Here is a 21974-nt window from a genome sequence, read left to right as displayed (position 1 = left end):
AAATAAGAAAAGCCATGTTTCCATGGCTTTCTTTTGAAATTATTTTGATAAAATCGATGCTACTTTTGCGCGAAGCTCCTCGCCTCTTAAGTCTCTCGCAATTACCACACCTTTTTCGTCTAATAAAAAAGTTGCGGGAATTCCGTCTACAGAATAGCGTTTTGCAATTGGATCATTCCACCCTTTTAAGTTTGAAATATGTGTCCAAGTTAATTTGTCCTTCGCGATTGCGTCTTTCCACTTATCTGCTTTTTCATCTAAAGAAACACCAATGATGTTCAATCCTTTTGAGTGAAAGTCTTTGTATAAAGCTACAACATTCGGGTTTTCCACTCTACAAGGTCCACACCAAGATGCCCAAAAGTCAATTAATGTCAATTTCCCTAACGAACTTTTTAAAGAAGTATCTACTCCATTCGTATTTGGTGCAGAAAAATCAGGAGCCAATGTTCCTATTTCTACGGCTGAGGAACTTGTATCATTTTTTTTTTCAGCTGTTTTCAATCCGTTCAATTTTTTATTGATATCTTTTCCTTCTTTCGTGTTTTTCAAAACTGGATCAAGATTTTCATACATTTTTGTTGCACGAGCTACGTCAAATGAAGAATCATTAATAAATTGTGTGATAAAAAATAATGATATGAAAGATTTTGGATGATTCTCAACATGTTTTAAAGAAATATCTCTAAATTGATCTTGATACGTTTTATATTCTTTCATCATCGCGTTCATAGTCACAGTATCTCCAGACATTTGAGCTTGTTGAATTTTTTCACGATTTGTCTCCTGAAAATTCTTAACTTTTTGCTGTACTTTATCCGTTTCTTTTGAATAGGCCACTAACTGTTCGTTACTGTACGTCCCGCCCACGATACTTTTGTAGATAGTATCTTTATTTATTGCTATGGTAATTTTTCCTTGCTCTAAAACAAATGGAATTTGACTTTCAGTTGAATCAATTGTGATAAAACGCAAACTAGGCTCTTTTACTTCTCCTTCAAATTTGAATTTTCCATTTTCAATTTTTACAGTATCAACGCTTACGAACATATTCGTTAATGTATCTTGTACTTTCAAGTATACATTTCGACCATCTTTTAGTCCATTAGCATTACCCTCGATTTCAAATTCATTATCTCCTAATTTGTTGCAAGATACTATTGATGCAACTGCAAGTAATGATAAAATTAATTTCTTCATTTTCGTAAATTATTTTTTTTTGATTTTAGACTGCAAAAGTATTTAATTTAATAACGCTTACTACAAATCCTTTAAAAATTTATTATTTATTTATCTTTTATTTTTATGCTGAAGTGGAAGGACAAACAAATTTAGTCAACGGTACATTTGTTTCTCGAATACCACTCATACCTTTTTCGACATTAATAAAATTATGAATCCCTCTTGATTTCAAAATAGAAGCCATAATTACAGAACGATAACCACCTGCACAATGTAAATAAAACGACTTATTTGGGACTTCATCAAAACGCTCATTAACATTATCAAGCGGAATATTCAAAGCGTTTTCAACTCGTTCAGCAGAAAATTCTCCGGGTTTTCTTGCATCAACTACAATCGAATGTTCATCTCTTTTACTGGCAAAATCTTCAGATGAAACCGACTCAATAGTTGCCACTTCTAATCCTGAAGCTTTCCATGATTCAAAACCTCCTTTTAAATACCCCAAAACACCATCAAAACCGACGCGAGACAAACGAGTGACCGTTTCCTCTTCTTTTCCTTCTGGCGTAATTAATAACAAAGGTTGCTTAACATCTCGAATCAGAGCACCCACCCATGGAGCAAAATTTCCTTGAATTCCAATAAAGATGGAGTTAGGAATATGTCCTTTTACAAAATCACCTTCGGAACGAACATCCAAAATAATCGCTTCTGACTGATTTGCCATTGCTTCAAATTCAGTAGGACTTAAAGGTTTTAAACTTTTTTCCATTACTGTATCTAAACTGCTGTATCCTTTGATATTTAACATCACGTTTTGCGGAAAATAAGCAGGAGGAACTCCTAAACCGTCTAACAATTCCGTGATAAATTCTTCACTGGTCATATCCGCTCGCAAAGCATAATTGGTTTTCTTTTGGTTTCCCAAAGTATCGGTAGTTTCTTTACTCATGTTTTTTCCGCAAGCACTTCCTGCACCATGACTTGGAAAAACAATTAAATCATCTCCTAAAGGCATGATTTTATTTCGCAAAGAATCAAATAAATAAGAAGCTAATTTTTCTTGTGTTAAATCACTAACCAAAGCTTGTGCTAAATCAGGACGACCAACATCACCAATAAATAAAGTATCACCGGTAATTATCCCATAAGGTTTTTGATTTTCGTCTATTAGTAAATAACACGTACTTTCCATTGTGTGGCCTGGCGTGTGAATCGCTTTCACAGTATAATCACCCACTTTAAATTCCTGATTATCCGTTGCAATAATTGCTTCAAATTCAGGTTGGGCGGTTGGTCCGTAAACGATTTTTGCTCCTGTTTTTTGAGCTAAATCCACGTGACCTGAGACAAAATCTGCATGGAAATGGGTTTCAAAAATATATTTAATTTTCGCTCCTTCTCTATCCGCTTTATCAATATAAGGTTGTACTTCTCGAAGTGGGTCAAAAATCGCTACTTCACCTTTACTTTCTAAATAATAAGCAGCTTGAGCGATACATCCGGTATATATTTGTTCAATTTTCATAATACTATTTTTATAAATACAAAAATAGTAGAATTTATTATAAAGAATAAATTATGACAAAGCATTAACAGTATTTTACCTAATATAAAACGATTCCAAAAAAAAAAGGACTTAGTTACCTGAACTAAATCCTTCTTAGTATAATCTATTAACTAAGAATTATTCTTGATTAATGGTCTTTCTGAATGGGAAAACAGTATAGATATGTCTTTTAGCAAAACGTGCAGGAGATTCAGCATTTACCATTTTTTGGTATGTTGCTTTTGGCACGCTAATGAACTCATATACACTTCCGTTAGAAAATTCGATAACTAAACGAGCATCTACAAACTTATAATCTTTGATAGTTGCTTTAGTAACTGTTTCTGTAAACTCTGGTTTTATCTGCGTAATTGTTTCAGCATTGATGCTAACCAACTGGTGATACGCTTCAATAATAGACTTACTTTGCTCTTCAGCTGCTTTTAAACCAGCCTCGTCTCCTGAAAATTTATCTGGATGACTTTCTTTCATCGCATTACGATAAATAGTTTTCAATTCTTTTAATGTAACTGTTTTATCAACACTTAGCAACTTTCTGTACTCAACGATTCTTTTCATAATAAAAATAACATTATTGTAATTAGCATTTAAAGAAATTCGGTGTCTTCAAATTTTACAATATTTTGCAAAGGTAGTTTTTTTACAATATAAACCAAATCGCATACTTTTTTTATAGAAAAAATTATTCAATAGTCATCGACCTTAGTTTTGTTCTGTAAGACTCCAATGCCACGGCTTTTGAGATAAAACCATAATATTTACCATTTTTCACAACAGGTAAATTTGACATTTTACTTTGTTCAAATTTTTTCATAACCACCTCCATACTGTCAAATGGATAGACAATTGTTTTAGGTTGCTGCATCACTTCTTTTACACTAGTATATTTTACTTTGAAATTACTGAAAATAATTTCTCTAATATTGTTGAAATGTACAATTCCCACCAACTCTCTTTCAGCATTCACCACACCAAATATCACCTGGTTAGAATGTGAAATTAAATCGACCAATTTTTCTAAGTTTTCCTCTGGAGAAATTGTAAAATAATCGGTTTCTACAATCGAATTCGTATCAATTGTCGATAAAATATTACTGTCCTTATTACTGGTAAAAACTTGACCGGTCTTGGCCAAATGTTTCACATCCATCGAGTGTTTTTCAAAACGCTTAGAAACTGCAAAACTTATCGAAGAAACAATCATGAGCGGAATCATCAAACTGTATCCTCCAGTGATTTCCGCAATTAAGAAAATAGCAGTTAACGGAGCATGAAACAATCCACTCAAAACACCCGCCATACCAACGATTGTGAAATTACTAACGGGTAATTTTGACAAACCTGTCAATGTGATTAATTGCGAGAAAAAATAACCAACATACGAACCTAAAAATAAGGATGGCGCAAAATTCCCTCCATTTCCACCACCACCTAATGTAAATCCAGTTGCGAAAACTTTAAGAAATGCAGCCGCACCTACAAAAGCGAGAAGCACCCATTTATTATCCCTAAATTCACTGAATAATGTGTCTTGCAATAGAACGCTTGGATCACTTTCCGACAAAATTTTGATACTTTCATAACCTTCACCAAAAAGAGTTGGAATAATAAAAATAAGTACCGCCAATAAAGATGCTGCAATTAAAGCTCTTTTGTACGGTTTCTTTTCATAGCGAATGAAAAATTTTTCTATTTTTTGAAACCATCTGGCGTAATAAATGGTTATGAACCCAATGATTAAACCTAATAATATGTAGAACGGAATATTGGTATAATCAAAAATTTGTTGTTTACTAAACGACAGTAAAATATTCTCCTTTAAAACAATAGCAGAAACTAAAGCGCCTGTTGCAGCTGCAATCATAATTGGTGTAAATGCGGCAATACTCACATCAACAAGCAACACTTCGATGGCAAAAAGAACTCCAGCAATTGGTGCGTTAAATGCTGCAGCAATTCCCGCGGCAACTCCGCAACCAATAAGCAGGGTTCTGTCCTTATAACTTAGTCGGTATCTTTGTGCAAAATTAGAACCAAAAGCCGCTCCAGTTACTGTAATTGGTGACTCTAATCCAGCCGAACCTCCTAAACCTACGGTTAATGAACTCGTAATAATTTGAGCATACATCTGCTTTTTAGGCATTATACTTGCCTTTTTTGCGACAACATACATAATTTGAGAGGTACCTTTCTCTAGTTTTCCGCCTAATAGTTTGTCAATTACAAAAACGGTAAGCAACATTCCCACAATTGGCAACAAACTATTGATGTAACTCAATTTTATAATTCCGTTGATGTACGTTGCAAATGTAAAAACCCAGTGTGCAAATGCTTTTAATACTATAACTGCAAAACCCACTGTAACTCCGACTAAAACACTTGCAATAAATATAAATTGCTTGTTCGTAATTTTAGTTTGAGCCCATGCCAGTAAAGATTCTATTTTATATAAATATCTTTTTAGAATTCGCAATTTTCAGATTTTTTATGGAAGATTGGCGAAGTTAGTCGTTTTTTAAAGTTTCAGCAAGAATATAATTTGATAATCTATTTTTGGGATATACAAGTTAATCCATTTCTTGCATTTTTCCCTTTACGAATTCTTCCACTTCAGCAAAAAAGAGTGTGAATTCAGTTTCAAACTCGGTATAAAAAAGTTCTAGTTCTTCTACTGAGAATTGCATTTTGGAACGCAATTTTGTCCGGCGGTCCATCATGTATAAAATATGAGTCAGTCCTTCTATCGAAGCATAAAGTAAGAACCAATTTTCTTCTTTTAAAACCGGCAGAATCTTTTTGAATCTCGGTGTTAGCGTTTCGAAGTTTTCATCCAAAACTATAAAGAAATCACGAACATATTCTTCAAGTGGAATAGCGCTGTACTTTGAAAAGTTTTTAGCTAAGAAATGGTCGTAAAAAATATCCATAATGACACCCGAATAATGACCGTAACGTTCGTGCAACCGGTGTTTACTTTGACGAAAAACGGGGTGAAAATCGGTATAACTATCAATTTCACGGTGCAATCGAATTCCCTTCTGAACATCGATGGGATATTCATCGAAATTTTTTCCGTGAATACCATCTGCCATGAAATTCCCAATTTTAATATGGTCGTTTTCTCCTGATAAATATATGTGTGCTAAAAAATTCATGATTTAAAGGTAATAAATTTTAACAGAATACCTTGAATTTATTAAAATACTCATTTCAATTATTATATTTGTAATAAAACAAAACACACTTATGACATTAATAAAATCAATTTCAGGAATTAGAGGAACAATTGGAGGTACTGTTGGCGAAAATCTAACCCCTTTAGATGCTGTGAAATTTGCGGCAGCTTATGGAACTTGGCTTAAAAATTATTCAAAAAAAGAGAAATTAATTGTTGTAGTGGGTCGTGATGCTCGAATTTCAGGACCGATGATTCACAATTTGGTTGTCAATACATTAATAGGTTTAGGAATCGACGTGATTGATTTAGGCCTTTCCACTACTCCAACGGTTGAAATTGCTGTTCCTTTAGAATTAGCTGATGGCGGAATCATTTTGACGGCAAGTCACAATCCAAAACAGTGGAATGCGTTGAAATTATTGAATGAAAAAGGTGAATTTCTTAACGGTGAAGAAGGTGCAAAAATATTAGCAATAGCAGAAGCGGAAGGTTTTCATTTTGCTGAAGTAGACGATTTAGGCGAAATTACTTCTAACGATGCGTTCATGGATATTCATATTGATGAAGTGCTGAACATGGATTTAGTGGATGTTGATGCCGTAAAAGCAGCGAAATTTAAAGTCGTTGTGGATGCCGTAAATTCTTCGGGGGGAATTATCATCCCAAAATTACTGGAACTTATGGGCGTTGAAGTAGTGAAATTATATTGCGAACCCAACGGACATTTCCCTCACAATCCTGAGCCTTTAAAAGAACATTTGACCGATATTTCTGAATTGGTTGTCAAAGAAAAAGCCGATTTAGGAATCGTGGTTGACCCCGATGTAGACCGTTTGGCTTTCATCAGCGAAGACGGCGAAATGTTTGGCGAAGAATATACACTAGTGGCAATTGCTGATTATGTTTTGAGTAAAACTCCTGGAAATACAGTTTCTAACATGTCGTCGTCTCGTGCTTTACGCGATGTTACGGTAAAACATGGCGGCATGTATGAAGCAAGCGCCGTAGGTGAAGTGAATGTTGTGGAATTGATGAAGAAAAACAACGCGATTATTGGTGGTGAAGGAAATGGCGGAATCATTTACCCTGAATCGCATTATGGTCGCGATTCGATTGTGGGTGCTGCATTGTTCTTGACGCATTTGGCCTATAAAAAGATGAAGGTTTCGGAATTGAGAGCTTCGTATCCTCAATATTATATGAGTAAAAACAAAATTGAGTTGACACCACAAATTGATGTTGACGCCATTTTAGCTGCCATGACAGAAAAATACAAGTCAGAACAAATTACTACTATCGACGGTGTGAAAATTGATTTTGCAGAAAACTGGGTGCATTTGAGAAAATCAAATACAGAACCGATTATTCGGATTTATACGGAAGCAGGTAGTCAAGAATTAGCCGATAATTTGGCACAAAAAATTATTGATGAAATTAAAGAAATAGCGGGGATTTAGTAGTAGTAGTAATTATAACAAAAGGAAGATGAAAAATACAATTTTGATAATTTTATTAATTTTTAGCTTTAAGAGTTTTTCTCAAAATAGCACAAAAATAGAAAAGCTTTCTCAAACAGAAATTAAGACATTTATTCTTACAGAAACAAAACAAGGGGGAAAATTAGATTTTTTTACTGAAATAAAAGGTAAAGAATATAATGCTTCGCAAGTGAAACCAGGATTATTTATGACAAACATCGAAATGGCATTATACAAATGGGGAAAGGCAAATTTTGATTTAGGTATAGAAAATATTGAAAGTGCCTTGAAAATTTTTGAAGAATTTAGAGGTAAAGAATTAAACATAAGAGAGAAAGATTTAATTCCGATGGGGTTTAGAAATGATTTAATAAAATAATTACATCAACAGCCAAGACTATGAAAAACACAATCCTAAAACTTATTTTCCTTTTTATTGCAACATCTCTTTCTGCACAAAAATTCAGCAAGGAAGAGCGAAAACTCATTCAATCGGGAGATGTAAAAACGATGATGAGAGTCATTCAAAGTACAGATGAAAAGGAGTTGAAAATTTTGACATCCGTATCGTCAGATATTGATTTAAAGGATGAATTATTACCTGTTTTAGCCGAACGAATGTTCTTGGCCATGCGTGACCCCGCCAATCCAGGAATAGGAATCGCGGCTCCACAAGTAGGAATCAACAGAAATATATTTTGGGTGCAGCGCTTTGATAAAGTGGACGAACCTTTTGAACTGTATTTAAATCCTACAATTATTTGGCGTTCAGACTTGTTAAGAAAAGGAATGGAGGGCTGTCTTTCTATCCCGGATATCAGTGGCGAAGTCTTGAGAAACTATACGATTAAAATTATTTATTGGGATAAAGAAGGGAAATTTCAGGAGGAAATTGTAGAAGGATTTACAGCCGTGGTTTTTCAACATGAATACGACCATCTCAACGGAATTTTATTTACAGCCCGCTTGAAAGAGCAAGAAAACAGCACTGCTACCAAAATGGAGGGAGCTGTTAATCTTTTTATTGAAAAAAAATTAAGAAGACCGTAGTTTTGGTTCTATTTTTATAAAAAAGAGTGCAAAATACGCGTTCGCTGCCTCCGTTGAAGTACTACGAAACCCTCAAAAACAAGCGCTTAACCCGTCGTAGGTGTACGAAAGTCCCAAACGCCATCGCTGAAGCCGTCGTAGGGGTACGAAAGTCCCAAACGCCATCGCTGAAGCCGTCGTAGGGGTACGAAAGTCCCAAACGCCATCGCTGGAGCCGTCGTAGGGGTACGAAACCTCCAAACGCCATCGCTGGAGCCGTCGTAGGGGTACGACGACCCCAAACACCATCGCGGAACCCACCGTAGGGGTACGACGGCATGAATACTTAGTTTTTTAGAATTTTGAACCTAAAAAAGGGTAAGAAGCGAATGCTTTTTACCCTTTTTTATATCATTTTTAGGGTGCTGTACTTATTTGTCTTCTTTCTTTCGGCGATTGCGTTCGGCTTTTATTAGTTCCAATTCTCTATTGGTTTGTCCGGCAACCGATGTATTTTCTTCGGCACGACGAATCAGGTACGGCATCACATCACGAACGGGTCCAAAAGGTAAGTATTTTGCAACATTATAATCATATTCTGCTAGATTGTAGCTGATGTTATCGCTCATTCCGTACAATTGTCCGAACCAAATTCTATCGTCTTTTTTATCTAAATTAAAATCGCTAATTCGTGTCATCACCTTGTACGAACTCTCCTCATTATGCGTTCCTACAAAAATGGACATACGGTTTAAATGCTGCAACATATAATCGACTGCTGCATTATAATTGTCATCCGTTGCTTGTTTCGATGCACAAATGGGTGTAGGATATCCCTTTTCCTCGGCACGTTTATGCTCTTTTTCCATATAAGCACCGCGAACCACTTTCATCCCGATATAAAAACCTTCGGCTTCCGCCAAATCGTGCACTTTTTTCAAATAAGTCAAACGGTCGTGACGGTACATTTGCAACGTATTAAAGATAACTGCCTTTTCTTTATTGTACTTTTTCATCATTTGAGTGACCAAATCATCGGCTGCATCTTGCATCCAACTCTCTTCTGCATCAATTAATACCGCTACATTTTGCTGATGTGCCGCTTTACAAATTATGTCAAAACGTTCTATTACTCGGTTCCAATCTTTCTTATCGGCTTCGTTTAATGTTTGGCCTTCGCCTAACTTTTCATACAATTCAAAACGACCTAAACCCGTAGGTTTGAAAACTGCAAAAGGAATTGCGACTTTTTCAGCAGCAAAATCAATGGTTTTTAATGTCATTTTTAAAACGGCATCAAATTGTTCGTCTTCTTCCTTCCCTTCTACCGAATAATCTAAAACGGACGAAACGCCTTTTGTATGCATTTTATCAACTACCGACAAGCAGTCCATCTCGTTTATTCCGCCACAAAAATGGTCAAAAACCGTTGCACGAATCAAGCCTTCGACTGGCAAATGTGCTTTTATTGCAAAATTCGTAACCGCAGTTCCAATGCGAACCAATGGTTGATTTGAAATTAATTTGAATAAAAAATAAGCACGATCTAATTCGGTATCACTTTTTAAAGCAAAGGCAACTTGCGTATTGTTGAATATTTTTTCCATAAGAGTTATAATGATGGCGCAAAGATAATCAGTATTTGAATAAAATTAGCGCATTCTGAGATTCGCTTTTCAGCAAAAATGGTATTATGAATGTTGTTGGGATTTTTTACCAAACATTTTTTTGAAAGCCATTACGATGAAAACACAAAGTACTCCCACGATTAACCCTAGTAGAAATTCGGCAATCCAACTTGGCATAAAATCTACATAATGATGTACAAAAGGAATTTGGTGCAGGAAAATTCCTCCCGAAACAAATAGTAATGCCAATGTTCCTACAATTGCTAAAAATTGAATAACACGTGGCAATGCTTTTACTAACAGCGTCCCTAAATGAAAGGTGAGGTTTCTTTTTCCTTTGCTCCACTGAATCATTTTATAACCGGCTTCGTCCATGCGAACAATTAAAGCTACAATTCCGTAAACACCCACAGTTGCAAGGATTGCGATAACCGTCACCACCATAATTTGTGTCCAAAGTTCCTGACCCACAACGGTTCCTAAAGCAATAATGATAATTTCAACCGAAAGAATAAAGTCGGTTACAATGGCTGATTTTACTTTTACTTTTTCTCGTTCAAGAATTTCTTCTTCAGAAAGTTCTTCCAATTCTTCCAAATGTTCCTTTTTTTCGTGTGGAAAGAAAAACTCCATGATTTTCTCTGCACCTTCATAAGCCAAATATAGTCCGCCTAAAATCAGGATTATATTGATAAGCCACGGAATAAATGCCGTTAGCAAAAAGGCGATGGGTAAAATAATCAGTTTGTTGAGAAAGGAACCTTTAGTAATGGCCCATAAAACGGGTAATTCTCGTGAGGACACAAATCCAGAAGCTTTTTCGGCATTCACCGCTAAATCATCCCCTAAAATACCTGCTGTTTTTTTGGCAGCCACCTTACTCATAAGCGCCACATCGTCCATTAGTGCTGCAATATCATCTAGTAATGCAAATATTCCTGAAGCCATATATTAGTGTTTTTTCAAGTGCAAAAATACTGTAGTTTGTTATTTCTTTCACTAAAATAATAAAGTTTATAGCTGCTAAATCCTAAAAAAAACACAAATTTGGAACCGCGCTTTCCCTGAACTTTAAAATTTATTGGTTTTCAATACTTTAATTCGCACCGAAGCACAACAACTCCGTTCAAATTTTGCTATTCGTCTTGGTTGTTTGCATTAAGTAAGTCGTCCATCATTTCGAAAAGTACTTCGGGCACAAAAGGTTTAATAATTACACCTGAAATACCAAATTCTTTTGCTTTAGCCTCTACTTCTGAACGCTCAAAAGCAGTTAAAGCAATAATAGGAGTTTGTATTCCTAACTCCCGAATTATTTTGGTCGTTTCATAACCGTCGAGAGTTGGCATGTTAATATCCATCAAAATAATATCAAATGCAGTTGTTTTTAAAATGTCAATTGCTTCGTGACCGGTTTCGGCTATTGTGCAACTGTAGTCATTTCGTTCAATTATTTTCTTGGTAACAATTTGATTTATCTTATTGTCTTCCACTACTAAAATCTGCAATTTCTTTTCCATACTACTCTTTTCTGACTTTACACTACTATCAACAGGGAGTTCATCTAAATAGTCAAGATGAATAACAAAACTAAATTTCGTCCCTTTATTTTCGGAGCTTTCTACTTGTATCGTTCCCCCAAAAAGGCTCACTAATCTTTTAACTATGGGTAATCCTAAACCTGTTCCTTGATAATCTCCATGCTTTCGCTCAATTTGAACGAAATTCTCAAAAATCTTTTGGTGGTCTTCTTCTTTAATTCCAATTCCTGTATCGCTAACGCTAAGTTCAACTTGGCAGGTTGTTTCTTGCATTGAAATTAATATTGCTTCAATTTTGACAAATCCATTTTCAGTAAATTTTAATGCGTTACTGATTAAATTCATCATAATTTGCGACAGCCTGATTTCATCTCCTAAAAGCACTTTTGGAATTTCCTTATCGATAGCAACACGCAATTGATTTCCATTTCCATCGGCCATAAATAATAGCGACTTTATAATTACCGCCATTTCCTTTTCTAAATTAAAAGGAGATTTTTTTAAAATAATTTTATTTTCCTCTGCTTTATTTATCTCTAAAAGATCGTTTATTAATGCTAATAAATAGCGTGTTGAAAATCGTAACGACTGCAAATTTTCTTGGTTAATAATGTTCTTATTCTCTTCCAAAATAATATTGGTCAATCCAATCACTCCGTACAATGGAGTCCGTAGTTCGTGACTTACTGTGGAAATAAATTGCGATTTTAAAACAGCATTCTCTTCTGCACGATTTTTCGCTTCAGTTAATTCTTGATTGGCGACAAATAATTTCGCATGATTTCTCTTCCTATTTGCAACATTCCTATATAAAGTATATATCAAAATTAGCAAAATCAAAATTATGATACTAATACTAACAATAATAATTCGAGAAACTTTAATTTTCTGATTCTGCAATTCGTTTTTTAATTCAATTTGCTCAAAATGGTACTTATATTCGTCGAGTTCAATCTGAGTTGCCACTTGCTCAATTGTATCTAGTCTTTCTTCCGATTGAAAATCTACCTTAAACTTCATTTTTAGTTTATGATACTTTGCTCCTTCGTGGGTATTATTAATATTATAATAATGGTCTGAAAGGTTTTGGTAAAGGTCATGGAGTTGAAAAGCAGCTTCTTCTTCTTTAGCCAAATTAATGGCGTTAAAAAAATTGATTTCTGCGTCCTTATTATTACCTTTTATACTATAATATTTCCCGAGCAAATCATAATAAGTGATTATTGATTCCGTATTTTTCCTACTTTCAATATAGGAGCTTAGTGGTTTTATATACGCTATTCCAGCATCCACTTTATCGATTTCAAAAAAAGCATTGGCAATATTGAGCCGGATAAATGTTATCTGTAGACTGTCGTTTAGTTTTTCGGCTAACTTTAATGATTTTGAATAATAAAGAATGCTTTTTTCAAAATCAGTATCATTTTCATTATAATAATAGACATTCCCAATGTTTGAATATATCCACAATCGCAAGGTATCATTCTCGACCTTATTGGCGTAAGCTAAAGCTTTTGTGTAAAAATTTAGTGCCCGTTTGGTTTGGGAAAAATCATTGTAAATCGTTCCAATTAGGTTGTAGGAAAGTGCTAAATGGTATTCGTCATTAGTAGATAATGAAATGCTTAAAGCTTTCTTCGACAGGTTTAGTGCCTTTACATACTGCTGTTTGTAATAAAAGGAAGCGGCGGCGTCAAGATATTTATCAACTTTTTGAGCATCTTCATTTTCTTGTGCAAATGAAAATACTGAAAAAGTAAAAGTAAAAAGTAAAAATAAAATTCTCACGTTACAGATTTTAGCAGCCGAAATGTATAAAAAAAATCCCAATATAATTGGGATTTTCTTAAATAACTAGTTGCGAATTAATTTTCTATATTTAATTCTTTTTGGTGTCAAATCGCCACCCAATCTTTTCTTTTTATTTTCTTCATATTCGCTGAAACTACCTTCAAAGAAATAGACTTCAGAGTCTCCTTCAAACGCTAAAATGTGTGTACAAATACGATCTAAGAACCAGCGGTCGTGAGAAATAACTACGGCACAACCTGCAAAATTTTCTAAACCTTCCTCTAACGCTCGAAGTGTATTAATATCCAAATCATTTGTTGGCTCATCTAATAACAATACATTTCCTTCTTCTTTTAAAGTCATTGCTAAGTGTAAACGGTTTCGTTCTCCACCAGATAACATCGAAACTTTTTTATTTTGATCGCTTCCTCCAAAATTAAATCGACTTAGATAAGCTCTGGAATTTACTTGACGACCACCCATCATTACCAACTCTTGACCATCTGAAAAATTTTCCCAAATAGATTTATTCGGGTCAATATTGGTATGCGATTGATCTACGTAAGCGATTTTTACGGTTTCTCCAACATTAAACGAACCAGAATCTGTTTCTTGTTCGCCCATTATCATCTTGAAAATCGTTGATTTTCCCGCCCCATTGGGTCCAATAATTCCAACAATTCCAGCTTGCGGCAAAGTGAAATTCAAATTATCGTACAGTAATTTTTCTCCAAAAGCTTTTGCCACGTTTGATGCTTCAATAACATTTGTTCCTAAACGAGGTCCATTTGGAATATAAATTTCTAATTTTTCATCCAGTTGCTTTTGATCCTCGTTCAATAATTTATCGTAGTTCTGTAAACGTGCTTTCTGTTTCGTTTGTCTTCCTTTTGCTCCTTGACGAACCCAGTCAAGCTCTCGTTCCAACGTTTTTCTGCGTTTTGAAGCCACTTTTTCTTCCGAAGCCATTCGGGTAGATTTCTGGTCTAACCAAGAAGAGTAATTTCCTTTCCAAGGAATACCTTCTCCTCTATCTAATTCTAAAATCCAACCGGCAACATTATCTAAGAAATAACGGTCGTGCGTTACAGCAATCACCGTTCCTGAATACTGCGCTAAATGTTGTTCCAACCAAAGTACGCTTTCCGCATCCAAGTGATTCGTAGGTTCATCAAGAAGCAAAACATCAGGTTGTTGCAACAGTAATCGACATAAAGCCACACGTCTTTTCTCTCCACCTGAAAGCACACTTATAGGAGTATCTGGCTCTGGCGTTCGTAAAGCATCCATTGCAATTTCAAGTTTGGTATCAATTTCCCAAGCACCTAATGCATCAATTTTATCTTGCAAAGCTGCTTGACGATCCATCAATTTGTCCATTTTGTCCGGATCAGAATAGTTTTCTTCAAGACCAAATAAATCATTGATTTGATTGTATTCTTCAAGAACTGCCATAGTTTCCGCCGCTCCTTCACGAACAATTTCTATTACAGTTTTTGTTTCATCTAACTTTGGTTCTTGCTCTAAATAACCAACTGTATAACCTGGTGCAAACGTGATGTCACCTTGATAATTTTTATCTAATCCTGCAATAATTTTCAATAAAGAAGATTTTCCTGAACCATTAAGACCTAAAATACCAATTTTAGCTCCATAGAAAAAACTTAAATAAATATTTTTAAGTACTTGTTTGTCGCTGCTTGAGTAGGTTTTACTCAATTTCTGCATCGAAAATATTACTTTTTTATCGTCTGACATAATTGTAAGTTTTATTTTTAAATGACCACAAATATAGCTAAAATAAGCGAATTTTTAGCTGTTGAAGTAGCTTGTTACTGTAGATATCTACTTTTGTAAAATTCAAACACGTCCTTTTAAGGCATTGAAAACCCAAGCAATTGCAAAAAAACCAATGCCTACTGCTGCAAAACCCCAACCAGAAACTTCGCTGTATCTAAATATTCCCAAACCAATTAATAACAAACCCATCATTGTCATTATAAAAGTAGCCCATCCTAAAATGGTGTTTTTATTCATTCCCATAGTATCAATTTTGTCGCAAATATCGTTAAATTCCTAAAAATTGGAATGCAATATTTTAAAATATTATTTAATTACGAAATGATATACAGAATAGAATATAATATAAATGTAAAAAGCACACCAAAAAATTTTCAGTATGCTTTTTAACCTTCTAGTAACTAACCAAACTATGTGGTAAAGTTAATTAATATATAGGTATTAAAAAATCCCTACAAATGGGTATTTTTAGTTAAAAATCGATTGAAGTAAGGTTTTATATAGTTCTTTATCATTTAATGTCGCACCTACACCCTTACTTTTGACATCTACATCTCGTAAAGAAGCTACGATTTGACTTACTTTTCGCATCGGATAATTTTTTGCAGCTGTTTCATAATCGCCAATAAAATAATTTCCAATTTTCAGAACCGCCATTACATTTTTAGGTGATTTATCCTTCAAACCGTGGTAGTGTAACAATTTTGAAAAAAAGCTAAACAGCAAACTTGTCACCATAATAATGTTATGGTCTTTCGGGTTTTCGTGAAAATAATAAGCAATTGCGTACGATTTTGGAACATTTCTAGTTCCAATAGCTTTCTGAAATTCAAATACATTAAAGTCTTTACTAAAACCAATGTTTTTCTCAATTGATTCTGGAGTAATTGTAGAACCTGAAGGCAAAACAATGGCAAGCTTGTCAATTTCATTGGAAATTTTGCTTAAATCATTTCCCAAAAAGTCAATCAACATCGCAGAAGCTTTTGGTTCTATATTTAAATTTTTCCCAGATAAAACTCTTTTTAACCATTGCGGAAGTGCCGTGTCATACAGCTTTTTACTTTCATAAAGTAATCCGTTTTTTTCAATTGTTTTCACTAATTTTTTTCGTTTGTCCAACGTTTTATATTTGTAACAAACTACTAAAATTGTTGTAGGAGTAGGGTTTAATGCATAGGACTCTAATTGATCAATAGTTTTAATTAAATCTTGAGCTTCCTTCACAATTACAACCTGGTAATCTGACATCATAGGATATCGTTTGCAAGTAGAAATAATATCTTCTATTGTAGCGTCTCTACCGTACAAAACCGTTTGATTAAATCCTTTTTCCTCTTCGGTTAAAACATTTTTTTCAATATAATCCGATAATTTATCAATGTAATACGGCTCTTCTCCCATTAAAAAATAAATGGGTTTGATTTTCTTTTCGTTTATATCTTTAACAATTCCTTTAATTTCGTCCATCGGTATAACTTTCAATTTCTGATGATAAGCTGGGAAGTTGTTTAGCGTGATTTTAAATTTGAATCTCTAAACAAATTCCTATTTTTGCGAGATGCAACCACTTCAATTTCCCACTTATCAGTTTCGTTTCAAAAATAGCGAAAATAAAGTCGCCATCTTTGATGAAATCAGGAAAAAATTTATCATTCTAACTCCAGAGGAATGGGTTCGTCAACATGTAGTGCATTTTTTAATTCATGGTAAACGGTATCCGAAGTCATGGATTAATGTTGAAAAACTTATCAAATTGAACGGTTTAACGAAACGCTATGATGTGGTCGTTTTTAATCCCGATGGATCTATTTTTTTGTTAGTGGAATGCAAAGCACCGGAAATTAAAATTAGCCAAAACACTTTTGATCAAATTGCACGTTATAATTTGGCGTTAAAAGCCAATTATTTAATGGTCACTAATGGTTTGGAACACTACTTTTGCCAAATGGATTATGAAAACGAGAAATATCATTTTTTACAAGATTTGCCTAATCCAATCAATTACTAAATTATAAATCGTCCTCTGAATGAAACTAGCCGTTGTTATTTTGAATTGGAATGGAGCACCGCTTTTAGAGCAATTTATGCCTAAAATTATTGCTTATTCAACAGATGCAACAATTTATGTTGCCGATAATGCTTCAACCGACGAATCAATTTCAGTATTGAAAACACGATTTCCAGAAGTGAACATCATTCAAAATAGTGGGAATTTTGGCTTTGCTAAAGGATACAATGAAGCGTTGAAATTCGTGAATGCTGATATTTACGCGTTAGTAAATTCAGATATTGAGGTGACGCCAAATTGGCTACAACCAGTAATCGAAATTTTTGAAAAAGAACAAGAAACGGCAATTGCTCAGCCGAAAATATTAGATTTTAAAAATAAAGATAAATTTGAATATGCTGGTGCAGCAGGCGGTTTTATTGATGCTTTTGGCTACCCATTTTGTCGTGGACGCATTTTTGACACTTTAGAAGAAGATAAAGGACAATACGACAATTCAATTGAACTATTTTGGGCTTCAGGTGCATGCTTTTTTATTCGTAGTCAAGTATTTCATGATTTAGGCGGTTTCGACGATTCATTCTTTGCTCATCAAGAAGAAATAGATTTATGTTGGCGTGCTTTCAATAAAAATTACGTTACAAAATTTATCCCAAATTCGGTGGTTTATCATGTAGGTGGAGCGACTTTAGAACAAGGTAATCCACAAAAAACTTTTTTGAATTTCAGAAATTCGTTACTGATGCTAACTAAAAATCTACCAGCTAACAAACTCTATTCAAGACTTTTAATCCGAATGCTTTTGGACGGAATTGCAGGAGCACAATTTATATTTCAGGGAAAACCGAAGCATTTTTTAGCAATTTTAAAAGCACATTATTCCTTCTACTCGCTTTTTATGGTTTTTTACAAAAAAAGAGGAGCTTTTCAAAGAAAAAACTATTTCAAAACAAAATCGATTGTTTATGCCTACTTTGTTAGAAACGGCAAGGTATTTGGAGATGTAATTTAACAATAGTTTATCGAATTTCCATTGACAACTGTCTTTTATTAACCTTAAATTTGTACTGAAATAAAAAAAAGAAAAATTATGAAAAAAGTATTTTTAACCTTATCATTAGTTGCTTTTCTTGCAACTTCTTGTGGTACGAAGAAGAAAATTGCAGAATTAGAGCGGAATAATAAAGAAATTCAAGATCTTTTGAATACTGCAACAGTTAAACTTAATACGTGTTTGACGGAAAAAGATGCAATTGCTAATCAATTAGATTTCTTGAAAAAGAATAATTCTGACTTGATTAATAATATGGGTAATTTGACTACTTTATCTACAAAAGGTGCCGAGAACATTGAAAAAGCATTAGAAAGCATGAAAGAGAAAGATTTAAAAATCACTCGTATGCAAGACGCTTTAACTAAGAAAGATAGTGTTACTTTAGCACTAGTTTCTAGTTTGAAACGTACGGTAGGAATTTCTGATCCAGATATCGAAATCAATGTTGAAAAAGGAGTTGTATTCATTTCAATCGCCGACAAATTATTATTTAAAAGTGGTAGTTATGTAGTAAGTGATCGTGCTAAAGAAATTTTAGGTAAAGTTGCGAAAGTGGTAAACGACAAACCTTCTTTTGAGTGCATGGTAGAAGGACATACGGATAATGTTCCATTTACAAGTAACGGTGTTTTACTTGACAATTGGGATTTAAGTGTAAAACGTGCTACGTCAATTGTAAGAGTTTTATCGAAAGAACATGGTGTTGACCCAAAAAGATTAATTGCTGCAGGACGTGGAGAATATGTTCCTTTAGTTGAAAATAATTCTGCTGAAAACAGAATGACCAACAGAAGAACACGTATTGTTGTACTTCCTAAAATTGATCAATTCTACGAAATGATTGAAAAAGAAATGAAAAAATTGACAAAATAATTAATTGGTTTTTATTTATATCAAAAATGGTTTGAAGGTTTACTTCAAACCATTTTTTTTGTCCAAAAATTTCGATTTGTCTAATAATCTAAAGTTAAACAAGTCAACATTTGGCAATTTATATCAAAACCGTTTCTAGATTAAGGTATTTTCAGTAAATTCGCAACTCAAATGTAAATAGACTTTAAGATGAATAAGAAAGTAGTTATAGTATCGGCTGTTCGTACACCAATTGGAAGTTTCATGGGTTCCCTATCAACGGTTACCGCTCCACAATTAGGTGCTGCAGCAATTAAAGGTGCTTTAGAAAAAATTAATTTAGACCCATCAAAAGTGGATGAAGTAATCATGGGTAACGTGGTTCAAGCAGGCGTTGGTCAAGCTCCGGCAAGACAAGCGGCTCTTTTAGCAGGTTTATCTAATGAAGTTGCTGCAACTACTGTAAATAAGGTTTGTGCTTCCGGAATGAAAGCCGTTATGCAAGCTGCACAAGCAATCATGGCTGGCGATGCAGAAATAGTTGTGGCTGGAGGAATGGAAAACATGAGTTTGATTCCCCATTACGTCCACATGAGAAATGGAAATAAATTTGGTCCCGCAACTTTAATTGACGGAATGCAAAAAGATGGTCTATCTGACGCTTACGACAATAATGCAATGGGAGTTTGTGCAGATTTATGTGCAAGTGAATATAAATTCACAAGAGAAGAACAGGACAATTACGCCATTCAATCCTACGGACGTTCTGCAAAAGCATGGGATGAAGGTAAATTCTCCAACGAAATTGTACCTGTTTCTGTACCACAACGAAGAGGCGATGCAATTATCGTAGACAAAGACGAAGAATATACGAACGTAAAATTAGATAAAATTCCTTCCTTGAACGCAGTTTTTTCTAAAGACGGAACTGTAACTGCTGCAAATTCTTCAACAATTAATGACGGAGCTGCGGCACTAGTGTTGATGAGTGAAGACAAAGCGAAAGAATTGGGATTAAAACCAATGGCATACATCAAAAGTTATGCAGATGCCGCTCAAGAACCAAAATGGTTTACAACTTCGCCTTCAAAAGCGTTGCCAAAAGCATTGGATAAAGCAGGAATGAAAATCAGCGACGTAGATTATTTCGAATTTAACGAAGCTTTCGCCGTTGTAGGATTGGCAAATTCTAAAATTTTAGGATTAGATAACGATAGAGTAAATGTAAATGGTGGTGCGGTTTCATTAGGTCATCCTCTAGGATGTTCAGGAGCTCGAATCATTGTAACGCTGTTGAATGTTTTAGAACAAAACAACGCTAAAACAGGAGCTGCTGCAATTTGTAATGGTGGTGGTGGTGCTTCGGCAATTGTTATCGAAAGAATCTAAAAAAATAATATTCTGTAAATGATGAATTTTAGATAAAATGAAGTAATTTCAATTTTTATTTAATATTCATCATTTATTTTTAAATCCAATTGCATGTTCGGACTTTGTGAACTCGCCAACATCCCGCTCCGTTTTGAACCTAACGACCGAAGTGAAATTGTATCGCAAGTACTCTTTGGCGAATGCTTTGAAATAACTGAACCAACTAAAAATTGGTTAAAGATAAGACTACATGACGACAGTTATGAAGGTTGGATTGACAACAAACAAGCTCGGAAAATTTCAGAAGACGACTATCTTAAATTGATTGAAGCTCCAATCGTTTTAAGTAATGATTTGGTCGAATACATTTCTACTGAAGAAAATTTATTGATTCCAATTCAACTTGGATCCACACTTTCTTTTTTGGACTTTGCTGAAATTAACACGTCAAGTTATATATTTGAAGGCTTAAAAGCACAAGGCATAAAGCCAAAAAGCAATTTAATTTCAAGTGCTTTTCTATATTTAAATGCACCTTATCTTTGGGGTGGGAAGACTCCGTTTGGAATTGATTGTTCCGGTTTTACACAAATGGTGTATAAATTAAATGGTTATTCTATTTTGCGTGATGCTTCTCAACAATCCACTCTAGGCGAACCGTTGAGTTTTATTGAGGAAAGCGAACCCGGTGATTTGGCTTTTTTTGATAACGAAGAAGGTAAAATTATTCATGTTGGTATTATAATGAACGACAATTACATCATTCACGCCAGTGGAAAAGTGAGAATTGATCGTTTAGATCACTTGGGGATTTTTAATGCTGAAACTAATAGGCATACGCATAAATTACGAGTAATTAAACGAATTATTTAACATTCTTCTGACAATCAATTTCTGACAAGACAGTTGCACTATCAAAATATAATTTTTTTGGATTTTTAAATACAGTTTTGCTTTCTATTTCTTCAACATCTCCATAAGCTTCAATCATAATTTTTCCTTTTCGCAGAAAAACGATTTCTCTATTGCTTTCTTTCCCTTCCGAAGTAAACGTATAGTTGGCTTTCAAAGTGTCACCAATCATCTGACCTACAATAGTTCCGTCGTTTTTATCTTTTTCAAAAAACAAGTAAGCCAATTCACCTTTTATATCTTGATTTTCTTCAAAATATAAACTTAAATTAATCGTGTCTTTCTTGATAATTCCCTGATAACAGATAGTTTTGATAGTATCGATTACTAGTTCTTCTTCTACTAGAGGCAAATCTAAGGACTCACTAACCTCCTTTTTGCATGAAGAGAATGCAAATACGGACAAAAGAGCTACTGCTAATTGCGTTTTCATAAATTATTGTTTTTTTTTTGGAAATTATTTTAAAGAAATGATAAATAGTATTCCAACTCTATTTTTTTATTTATAAATATACAGAAATTTCAATTGTAAACAACAAAACATCCTCCATTGAGAATGTTTTGTTGTTTATAT

At 34.2% G+C, this 21974-nt stretch carries 21 protein-coding genes; 8 read left to right on the top strand and 13 right to left on the bottom strand.

Annotated elements, in window-relative coordinates; translation table 11 throughout:
• Nucleotides 1–39: 39 nt before the first annotated feature.
• The 5 genes from ACQ5J2_RS08950 to ACQ5J2_RS08930 form a co-directional block, all read right to left on the bottom strand.
• Complete coding sequence (locus tag ACQ5J2_RS08950) at nt 40–1200, bottom strand: redoxin domain-containing protein (RefSeq protein WP_432670069.1); 1161 nt, start codon at nt 1198–1200, stop codon at nt 40–42.
• Between the two features lie 103 nt (nt 1201–1303).
• Complete coding sequence (locus ACQ5J2_RS08945) at nt 1304–2713, bottom strand: MBL fold metallo-hydrolase (protein ID WP_432670068.1); 1410 nt, start codon at nt 2711–2713, stop codon at nt 1304–1306.
• A gap of 159 nt (nt 2714–2872) precedes the next feature.
• Entirely contained in the window at nt 2873–3313 is a 441-nt protein-coding gene (locus ACQ5J2_RS08940; protein ID WP_432670067.1) for a KTSC domain-containing protein, read from the bottom strand.
• A gap of 124 nt (nt 3314–3437) precedes the next feature.
• Entirely contained in the window at nt 3438–5222 is a 1785-nt protein-coding gene (locus ACQ5J2_RS08935; RefSeq protein WP_432673284.1) for a chloride channel protein, read from the bottom strand.
• 100 nt (nt 5223–5322) lie between these two features.
• Nucleotides 5323–5910 carry an ACP phosphodiesterase gene (locus tag ACQ5J2_RS08930; RefSeq protein ID WP_432670066.1) on the bottom strand — a complete coding sequence of 196 codons (588 nt, stop codon included), beginning with the start codon at nt 5908–5910 and terminating at the stop codon, nt 5323–5325.
• A 91-nt stretch (nt 5911–6001) separates the two neighbouring features.
• On the opposite strand from ACQ5J2_RS08930, the gene glmM reads away from it, so the two are divergent.
• Genes glmM through def form a run of 3 tightly spaced genes read left to right on the top strand, consistent with a single transcriptional unit; the run spans nt 6002 to nt 8461 of the window.
• A complete protein-coding gene (gene glmM / locus ACQ5J2_RS08925; protein WP_432670065.1) occupies nt 6002–7390 on the top strand; it encodes a phosphoglucosamine mutase in 1389 nt (462 codons plus the stop codon).
• Nucleotides 7391–7418: 28 nt separating this feature from the next.
• Nucleotides 7419–7790 carry a hypothetical protein gene (locus tag ACQ5J2_RS08920; protein WP_432670064.1) on the top strand — a complete coding sequence of 124 codons (372 nt, stop codon included), beginning with the start codon at nt 7419–7421 and terminating at the stop codon, nt 7788–7790.
• A 20-nt stretch (nt 7791–7810) separates the two neighbouring features.
• The gene (gene def / locus ACQ5J2_RS08915) at nt 7811–8461 is read left to right on the top strand and encodes a peptide deformylase (protein ID WP_432670063.1); all 651 of its coding nucleotides are present in this window, start codon (nt 7811–7813) and stop codon (nt 8459–8461) included.
• Between the two features lie 61 nt (nt 8462–8522).
• Here the strand turns inward: def and ACQ5J2_RS08910 are convergent, their stop codons facing one another.
• From ACQ5J2_RS08910 to holA, 7 genes are all read right to left on the bottom strand, one after another.
• Nucleotides 8523–8780 (bottom strand): hypothetical protein, encoded by a 258-nt coding sequence (locus ACQ5J2_RS08910; protein ID WP_432670062.1) that lies wholly within the window; start codon nt 8778–8780, stop codon nt 8523–8525.
• 91 nt (nt 8781–8871) lie between these two features.
• Nucleotides 8872–10047, bottom strand: coding sequence for a proline dehydrogenase family protein (locus ACQ5J2_RS08905; protein ID WP_432670061.1), 1176 nt, complete (start codon nt 10045–10047; stop codon nt 8872–8874).
• Between the two features lie 84 nt (nt 10048–10131).
• Complete coding sequence (locus ACQ5J2_RS08900; RefSeq protein ID WP_432670060.1) at nt 10132–11016, bottom strand: DUF808 domain-containing protein; 885 nt, start codon at nt 11014–11016, stop codon at nt 10132–10134.
• Between the two features lie 188 nt (nt 11017–11204).
• On the bottom strand, nt 11205–13397 hold the full coding sequence (locus ACQ5J2_RS08895; RefSeq protein ID WP_432670059.1) for an ATP-binding protein: 2193 nt from the start codon (nt 13395–13397) through the stop codon (nt 11205–11207).
• 66 nt (nt 13398–13463) lie between these two features.
• The gene (gene ettA, locus ACQ5J2_RS08890; RefSeq protein WP_432670058.1) at nt 13464–15158 is read right to left on the bottom strand and encodes an energy-dependent translational throttle protein EttA; all 1695 of its coding nucleotides are present in this window, start codon (nt 15156–15158) and stop codon (nt 13464–13466) included.
• A 102-nt stretch (nt 15159–15260) separates the two neighbouring features.
• Nucleotides 15261–15437, bottom strand: a complete 177-nt coding sequence (locus ACQ5J2_RS08885) for a CAL67264 family membrane protein (RefSeq protein WP_432673282.1) — start codon at nt 15435–15437, stop codon at nt 15261–15263.
• Between the two features lie 231 nt (nt 15438–15668).
• Complete coding sequence (holA, locus tag ACQ5J2_RS08880; protein ID WP_432670057.1) at nt 15669–16670, bottom strand: DNA polymerase III subunit delta; 1002 nt, start codon at nt 16668–16670, stop codon at nt 15669–15671.
• Between the two features lie 91 nt (nt 16671–16761).
• On the opposite strand from holA, the gene ACQ5J2_RS08875 reads away from it, so the two are divergent.
• From ACQ5J2_RS08875 to ACQ5J2_RS08855, 5 genes are all read left to right on the top strand, one after another.
• Nucleotides 16762–17211, top strand: a complete 450-nt coding sequence (locus ACQ5J2_RS08875) for a type I restriction enzyme HsdR N-terminal domain-containing protein (protein ID WP_432670056.1) — start codon at nt 16762–16764, stop codon at nt 17209–17211.
• A gap of 19 nt (nt 17212–17230) precedes the next feature.
• Complete coding sequence (locus tag ACQ5J2_RS08870) at nt 17231–18223, top strand: glycosyltransferase (RefSeq protein WP_432670055.1); 993 nt, start codon at nt 17231–17233, stop codon at nt 18221–18223.
• Nucleotides 18224–18301: 78 nt separating this feature from the next.
• Nucleotides 18302–19138, top strand: a complete 837-nt coding sequence (locus ACQ5J2_RS08865; RefSeq protein WP_432670054.1) for an OmpA/MotB family protein — start codon at nt 18302–18304, stop codon at nt 19136–19138.
• A 189-nt stretch (nt 19139–19327) separates the two neighbouring features.
• A complete protein-coding gene (locus ACQ5J2_RS08860) occupies nt 19328–20506 on the top strand; it encodes an acetyl-CoA C-acyltransferase (protein ID WP_432670053.1) in 1179 nt (392 codons plus the stop codon).
• Nucleotides 20507–20599: 93 nt separating this feature from the next.
• Nucleotides 20600–21361, top strand: a complete 762-nt coding sequence (locus tag ACQ5J2_RS08855; RefSeq protein WP_432670052.1) for an NlpC/P60 family protein — start codon at nt 20600–20602, stop codon at nt 21359–21361.
• On the opposite strand, the gene ACQ5J2_RS08850 is transcribed toward ACQ5J2_RS08855, so the two are convergent.
• Nucleotides 21354–21833, bottom strand: coding sequence for a hypothetical protein (locus ACQ5J2_RS08850; protein WP_432670051.1), 480 nt, complete (start codon nt 21831–21833; stop codon nt 21354–21356). The two genes, ACQ5J2_RS08855 and ACQ5J2_RS08850, sit on opposite strands and share 8 nt — an antisense overlap.
• Nucleotides 21834–21974 lie beyond the last annotated feature (141 nt).

The sequence above is a fragment of the Flavobacterium sp. SM2513 genome (genome assembly GCF_050908145.1).
Taxonomy (GTDB): domain Bacteria; phylum Bacteroidota; class Bacteroidia; order Flavobacteriales; family Flavobacteriaceae; genus Flavobacterium.
Note: the sequence above shows the minus strand (reverse complement) of the source record. Positions and strands in the feature narration are given on the sequence as shown.

Bases quoted from the DNA above. Each gene is read 5' to 3' on its own strand.
- ACQ5J2_RS08950 (WP_432670069.1), bottom strand. From the start codon at position 1,200: ATGAAGAAATTAATTTTATCATTACTTGCAGTTGCATCAATAGTATCT.
- ACQ5J2_RS08945 (WP_432670068.1), bottom strand. From the start codon at position 2,713: ATGAAAATTGAACAAATATATACCGGATGTATCGCTCAAGCTGCTTAT.
- ACQ5J2_RS08940 (WP_432670067.1), bottom strand. From the start codon at position 3,313: ATGAAAAGAATCGTTGAGTACAGAAAGTTGCTAAGTGTTGATAAAACA.
- ACQ5J2_RS08930 (WP_432670066.1), bottom strand. From the start codon at position 5,910: ATGAATTTTTTAGCACACATATATTTATCAGGAGAAAACGACCATATT.
- glmM (WP_432670065.1), top strand. From the start codon at position 6,002: ATGACATTAATAAAATCAATTTCAGGAATTAGAGGAACAATTGGAGGT.
- ACQ5J2_RS08920 (WP_432670064.1), top strand. From the start codon at position 7,419: ATGAAAAATACAATTTTGATAATTTTATTAATTTTTAGCTTTAAGAGT.
- def (WP_432670063.1), top strand. From the start codon at position 7,811: ATGAAAAACACAATCCTAAAACTTATTTTCCTTTTTATTGCAACATCT.
- ACQ5J2_RS08910 (WP_432670062.1), bottom strand. From the start codon at position 8,780: ATGCCGTCGTACCCCTACGGTGGGTTCCGCGATGGTGTTTGGGGTCGT.
- ACQ5J2_RS08905 (WP_432670061.1), bottom strand. From the start codon at position 10,047: ATGGAAAAAATATTCAACAATACGCAAGTTGCCTTTGCTTTAAAAAGT.
- ACQ5J2_RS08900 (WP_432670060.1), bottom strand. From the start codon at position 11,016: ATGGCTTCAGGAATATTTGCATTACTAGATGATATTGCAGCACTAATG.
- ettA (WP_432670058.1), bottom strand. From the start codon at position 15,158: ATGTCAGACGATAAAAAAGTAATATTTTCGATGCAGAAATTGAGTAAA.
- ACQ5J2_RS08885 (WP_432673282.1), bottom strand. From the start codon at position 15,437: ATGAATAAAAACACCATTTTAGGATGGGCTACTTTTATAATGACAATG.
- holA (WP_432670057.1), bottom strand. From the start codon at position 16,670: ATGGACGAAATTAAAGGAATTGTTAAAGATATAAACGAAAAGAAAATC.
- ACQ5J2_RS08875 (WP_432670056.1), top strand. From the start codon at position 16,762: ATGCAACCACTTCAATTTCCCACTTATCAGTTTCGTTTCAAAAATAGC.
- ACQ5J2_RS08870 (WP_432670055.1), top strand. From the start codon at position 17,231: ATGAAACTAGCCGTTGTTATTTTGAATTGGAATGGAGCACCGCTTTTA.
- ACQ5J2_RS08865 (WP_432670054.1), top strand. From the start codon at position 18,302: ATGAAAAAAGTATTTTTAACCTTATCATTAGTTGCTTTTCTTGCAACT.
- ACQ5J2_RS08860 (WP_432670053.1), top strand. From the start codon at position 19,328: ATGAATAAGAAAGTAGTTATAGTATCGGCTGTTCGTACACCAATTGGA.
- ACQ5J2_RS08855 (WP_432670052.1), top strand. From the start codon at position 20,600: ATGTTCGGACTTTGTGAACTCGCCAACATCCCGCTCCGTTTTGAACCT.
- ACQ5J2_RS08850 (WP_432670051.1), bottom strand. From the start codon at position 21,833: ATGAAAACGCAATTAGCAGTAGCTCTTTTGTCCGTATTTGCATTCTCT.